This is a genomic window from bacterium (assembly GCA_026398675.1).
Classification (GTDB): domain Bacteria; phylum RBG-13-66-14; class RBG-13-66-14; order RBG-13-66-14; family RBG-13-66-14; genus RBG-13-66-14.
In genome coordinates this window covers 1-5,764 of record JAPLSK010000226.1, presented here as the reverse complement: position 1 = coordinate 5,764, position 5,764 = coordinate 1, and the positions used below count along the sequence as shown (strand labels likewise).

Annotated in this window: 3 protein-coding genes; all 3 read right to left on the bottom strand. The window is 67.2% G+C overall.

What is annotated here, in order from left to right:
* The coding region (locus NTW26_07260) for a PAS domain-containing protein (GenBank protein MCX7022055.1) at positions 1-1,016 on the bottom strand (1,016 nt) is incomplete at its 3' end.
* Positions 1,017-1,542: 526 nt separating this feature from the next.
* Positions 1,543-3,003, bottom strand: coding sequence for a hypothetical protein (locus NTW26_07255; GenBank protein ID MCX7022054.1), 1,461 nt, complete (start codon positions 3,001-3,003; stop codon positions 1,543-1,545).
* A gap of 160 nt (positions 3,004-3,163) precedes the next feature.
* On the bottom strand, positions 3,164-5,764 hold a 2,601-nt coding region (locus NTW26_07250; protein MCX7022053.1), incomplete at its 5' end, for an MG2 domain-containing protein.

The window sequence follows — 5,764 nt, the reverse complement described above, 5'->3', positions numbered from 1 at the left end:
AGCCCGGCGGCGAGGAGCTGCTGCTCGACCGCCTTCCCGACGAGGTCGGAGCAGACCTGGATCAGGTTGAAGTCGTCCCGGCTGAATTTGAACGGGGCGATGACGGTGATCGAGCCGGTGACCCGCCCCGCCGAATCGGTGAAGGGAATGCCCAGGAAGGACGCGTCGCCGAACTTCTCGGCTATCTGGACCCCGAAGCGCCGCAGGGGGCTTTTTTTCTCGACCAGCGCCTCGACCAGGTCGCGGATGAGAGCCTCGTTGACGGGTGAGTCGGGCTCGAAGTCCAGGCCGTGGACCGTGGGATGGCCGGTGCGGATGGTCCGGGCGATGATGCTGTTCGTGTCGAGGGGGATTTTCCAGTTGCGGAGACGCCGGCCGGTCAGCTTTTCGCCGAAGCGCAGGATGGCCGAAGCCATCCGGTGCGCCCGGACGACGAGGAACCGCCCGTCCTCCTCGACGAGGTTCACGCTGGAATAGGTGGGGAAAATTTCCGCGAGCCGCCCGACGGCGGCGTCCATAACCTCCTGCACCGAGCCCACGGTGAAGAGCTCCCGGGAAAGTGCGGCCAGGACGGCGCTCTGCCTCTCCCGGCGCTCCAGGGTCTCGTCGCCCGAGAGGTCCTCCACCAAGGCGTCGAAGACCGTTCGACCATCGGCGGCCGACCGGGGCTCCAGGGTCAGGGACGCCCGAAGGGTCCCGCCGTCGGCCCGCTTCAGCTCGACCCCGCACCCCGCGACCCGCTCGCCGGACTTGAGACCGTCGAAGAGGCCCTTCGCGCTCCGGGGATGGGCGAGGAGGCTCCGCAGCCTGACCCCGACGAGGTCGCCGGGGTCCGTGCGGCCGAGCATCCGGGCCAGGGACCGGTTGGCCCGGGTAATCCCGCCGTCCGCGTCGCAGCGGAAGACGCCCTGGGGGATGCCGTCGCAGAGGGAGTCGAGGCCGTCCCCGGCCCCCCCGCTCCGCAGCTCCCGGAGCAGGGCGATGAGTTGGGCCTTGGTCTTCTTCTCGTCTAGCATCGTTTCACCTTGGATCCCAAGCGGGTGGGCTCACCGGCGAAAAGGCCGGTCGGTTCTACCCGGTCGTTCTTCACGTACAGGGTGGATTTTACCAGTTTGCGGCGGGGGGGACAAGGCGCGACGGGCCACCGTAAACAACGGCGCAGGGCGGCAACCGTAGCGCAACGCAACGAGGCGCGGGCCGGGGCGAGGGCCGCCGTAATCTCCCTCCCCCCTCTGGGGGGCGGGTTGGGGGGGTGGGTACAAAACGGGCCGACCTGAACGGCGCGCCGTCGGTCGGCCCCTACGTCATCGCAGGCGCGGCCCGGGGCGTGTCCCCTCTCCCTTCCAGGGAGAGGCTCGCCTACGGGCTAGGGTGAGGGTCGAGGTTGGGAACGTAGAAAACGCGGCGGCCCGCAGGGGATGCATCCCACGGGGCCGCCCTACGTCATCGCGGCGAGGCGAGGGCCGCATTCAAACAAGGCGGGGCAATGACGCCCCGCCCTTCGGATCCTACGACAAGGGGCTTAAGCCCCTTGCCTCCTCGTTACTGAGTGGTGATGGTTATCACCTGCTCGGCGGAGTTGGCCCGGATGTCGGTGGCGTACATGCCGTAGAGCTGGGTGGGCATGACGTGGTAGACGCCGGGCCGCTCGGCGCGCACGCGGTAGCGTATCTCGCGCTCGCCCAGGGGCAGCTGGTCGTAGAAGAAGGCGGTGAGCTGCTCCTTGAGCTCGCGGTAGGTCCCGGTCTGCCAATCCCACCCCGAACGGTCCTTGGGCAGGAACTCGCACCCGGCGACCCGCGGATCCTCGACCGCCACGTAATCGAAATCGTTGGGGCTCTCGATGGTGAGCACCACCTCGATGTAGTCGCCCACCTTCACCGTCCAGTCGGTGTCCACCAGGGAGGTGAGGGTCGTGCCGTCGGAGCCTACGCGGTAGAATTCGCGCTCGCAACGGACCGTGTCCCAGCGGGCCGGGACCATCTCCTCCTTGGAGTAGAACTCCAGGGCGGCGGTGAAGTAGAGCCGGCCCGGGCCGTCGCTCTTTTCGATGGTGAAGGGCAGTGTGCCCGGCTGGACCTCCTCGCCGTCGCGCTCGGTGGATACCCCGTCGCCCCAGACGTCGGCGGGCGTGAACGGGGTCTGGATCAGCACCTCGCTGCCCAGCTTCGCCGTGGCCGTGTAGTCAGTCGCCAGCTCGCCGGTGTAGGCCATGTAGTCGGTGAGGGCCCAGACGGAAAGCGCCGTGTCTATGGTGGACTTCCAGTGGTTGGAGCGGCGGTTGACCAGAAGCCAGTGGGCCGCCTTCTCCATCAGCGCGTTGTCCGGCTCGATTTCCAGCATGGCCTTCAGGGACAGCGCCGTGGTCTCCACGTGGTCCTGCCACCAGTACCAGCACCAGTCATACTCGTGGCCCCAGTAGGCGTCGTCGCGGGTCACTTCGGCGTAGCCCCCCATGTTCTCCACCACCAGGCGGGCCTCCCGGTCGTCGCCGTTCTCGTGGAGGAATAGGGCCAAGAGCGCCCGCGAGTAAGAGTCCAGCGTCTCCCGGCGGTCGTAGACGAGCCGCCACTGCTTCTCCGGCACCCCGGCGTCCCACAGCGCCAGGGCGTAGAGGGTGTAGATGTTGAGAGTCGTGTCGTCGGGCAGGTCGCCGTACAGGCTCTCCAGGTAGCTGACGCCGGACGCGCCCATCTCCCGGCGCTTACTCTCCAAGTCGGGGTCCAGCCAGCTCACGTCGCCCACCTCGGCCAGGGCCACCATGACGTAGCTGGTGATGTGCTCGCTGGAGTATCCGCCGGCCCACCAGGGCCATCCGCCGTCCGCGTTCTGCTGGCCGTAGAGGCGGGTGATGCCGCGGTTGACGGAATCGGCCGCCGAGCCTTCCACCACTCCGGCCGGCACTCCGAGCTCGTTCATGGCCTTGGCGAAGATGGCCGCCGGCCAGAAACGCGACGCCGTCTGCTCGACGCAGTTGTAGGGGTAGTACTGGAGGAAGCTGATGGCGTCCTTGAGGCTCCCGGCCAGGCTCGGGTGGAGCCAGACGCGCAGGTGTGTCTGGGCCGGGTCTATCTCCTCGGGCAGCCGGAAGGTGAATTGGTATGGGTCGTCCTCGGCGCGGCCGGACTCGAAGAGGTAGGCGGGCGCCCCGTGGGGGACGACCTCAGAGGTCCGGGGTGAGCATCTCGACGGCGCCCTCGGCCTCGGCCACCAGCCCGGCCTGGCCCGTGGCCGCCTTGGCGGTGTAATTGCCCACGTTCAACGTGAGGGTGGTCTCGTCGCGCTCGGTGAGGTAACGCGGGTATTGGAGCCGCGCGACGACGGGCAGGACGGTGCGGAAGACCGTCTCGTCCTGGCCCACCCGGTCCTCCTCGAAGGCCCAGACTACCACCTGCCAGCCGGTGAGATCGTCGGGGAGGTCGAAGCTGACGGTGGCGCGGCCCCGGGAATCGGTCTTTATCTGGGTCTGCCAGTAGGCGGTGTCCTTGAACTCCTCGCGGATTTGACCGGCCAGCTCCTCGATGAGCCCGGCGGCGCCTCCGCCCCCGAAGCCCTCATCGCCGGCCTTGAGATCCTCGGCCCGGGCCATGGGCGAGACGGCGGACTCGGCCTCCATCGCGCCCGTGGCGTAACCCGCCCCCCCGCCGTCGGCGTACATGGCGTGATCGGCGGTCGTGATTTCGGAGAGCTTGTCCATCTCAGTGGAGGCGAGCCCGAGCTGGGAGATCATCCAGCCGTGGGGCAGCGCGCCCGCCGGGCTGGCCCAGTAGTCGAAGAAGTCGTAGTACGTCCAGTAGTCCGCGGAGCTGGCCTGGTAGAGGTAGCCGTAGTTGAAGTTCTTGAAGAAGAAGTTGCGGACGTCTACGTGCTTATCGGCGCCCAGGACGTAGAGGGCCGTGTCGAAGACGGTCACGGTGAGCCGGGCGTCGGACACCGCCCGACCGTCCGAGTCGGTGACGGTGAGATTCAGGGTGGCCTTCTCGCCCGGCGCGTAGCTTACGCGGGAGGGCTCAATCCCGACGGCGAGCACCTTCTCCTCGGGCACCATGGGCACCGCGATGCTGGCGGTGTACTGGGTGCGCTCGAAGAAGGTCAGAAGCCGAAGCGTGGTCAGGGGGGCGTTAACGCCATCGAGCTTGATCACCTGCGAGGTTTCCCCCTCGCGGATGGTGACCGGAATCGTATCGCGGACCAGCCCGCCGCTCTCGACCAGAAGGATTCCACGCACGGTGGACTTGTTCCACCCGATGGTCACCCGGGCCGTGTCGCCCACGGCGTAGAAGTCCTTCTCGGCGGCCAGGGTCAGGTAGGGCGTTATCTCCTCCGGCTCCACCGGCTTCTCGGAGATGTAGGCCCAGGCGAAGTGCTGGCGCTGGCCGCTCCACGGATCCTCGAAGTCGGCCACCAGGATGTAGGAGCCGATATCTATCCCCGCGGTGCCCAGGGTGAACGCGAAGGCGCCGTCTTCACCGGTCACGCCGGAATCGCCTTTCAGGTAGCCCTGCAAGTTCTGGGTGTCCCAGTTGTAGTAATTTTCAGGGACGGGGTTGAGGGTGATGGTCACCGGGACCCCGGCCGCGGGCTCCTTGAAGAGGTCTATGAGGCTGAAGTTGCCGGTGACGTCTTCGCCGGTCAATACCGTATCGGCGTCCAGGGTGATGGTGGGCATGTAGAGGTGGCGCGCCGCGTTGGTGCGCGCGCTCCCGTCCACCGCCCGGCCCGAGGAGTCCGAAACCGTCAGCGACAGCGCGAAGTCGTAGTAATAGGTGTACCAGCCGTAATCCCAGAACTGCTGGTTCTCGTCGCCCTCGGGCGGGACCAGCATCACCGGGAATTTGGCCGTGCCGTCGCGCCCTAGCTCCATCCGGCCCGTGTAAACCTGGGTCGGCGAGTACCACCCCCACCAGTAGTAGTCGTAGTCGTAGCCGGCGTCCTCGAACCAGGCCGGCATCGTCTCCTTGTCCGCATCGGCAATCTCCGGCATCCACCAGCGCGGGGTGCGGGTGACCGTGTAGAGGACCACGCCCGCGCCCACCGGCTCGCCGTAGAGGTAGGTGGCTGTCACTGTGGCCTGGGCCTCGCCGCCCATACGCAGCGGACCCTCCTGGAGGCTGACGGTTACGTCGAACTCCGGCTTCTTGTACTCCTCCAGGCGGAGGTAGGAGTAACAGACGGAGTACTGGTATTCGTCGGCGTCGGTGTAGTAGGCGTAGAAGTAGATGTAGCCGAGCTGGGCGTCCTCGGGGATGTCGAAGGAGCCGCCGGCCCGACCGCGCGAGTCGGTGACGACCTCGCCCTCGTAGAGGGTGTCGCCCGCCGTGGCCTGGATTTGGAGCCGGAAGTTCTTCACCTGCTCGTAGCCGTAGATTTGGCCCGAGGGCTCTATCTCACGGCGCAGCATGAGCTCCCAGTTGACCGTGTCGCCGGGCTTGTAGAGGGTGCGGTCGGTGACGAGATACCCCGTCGGCTGCATGCCGGTAAGGGTGGTGAACTCGTAGGTGTCTGCGACGGCGTAGTTCCCGTCCTTCTCCGCCACGCTCACCGGGTACTCCAGGCTCCTCTCGGGGGTGGAGAACTCGACCCAGCCGTCGGAGTCGGTCGTCCCCTCGCGGGCAAGCTCCTGGTACCAGGGGGATGCTTCTTCTTCGGCCCAGAGCTCGACTTTGGCGTTGGCGGCCGGAGTGCCGTCGTCCAGCCAGGCGCTCCAGACGTACCCCGCCCCGGCGCCGCCCAGAATCACGCACCCCAGGTCGGTGACGTTGAA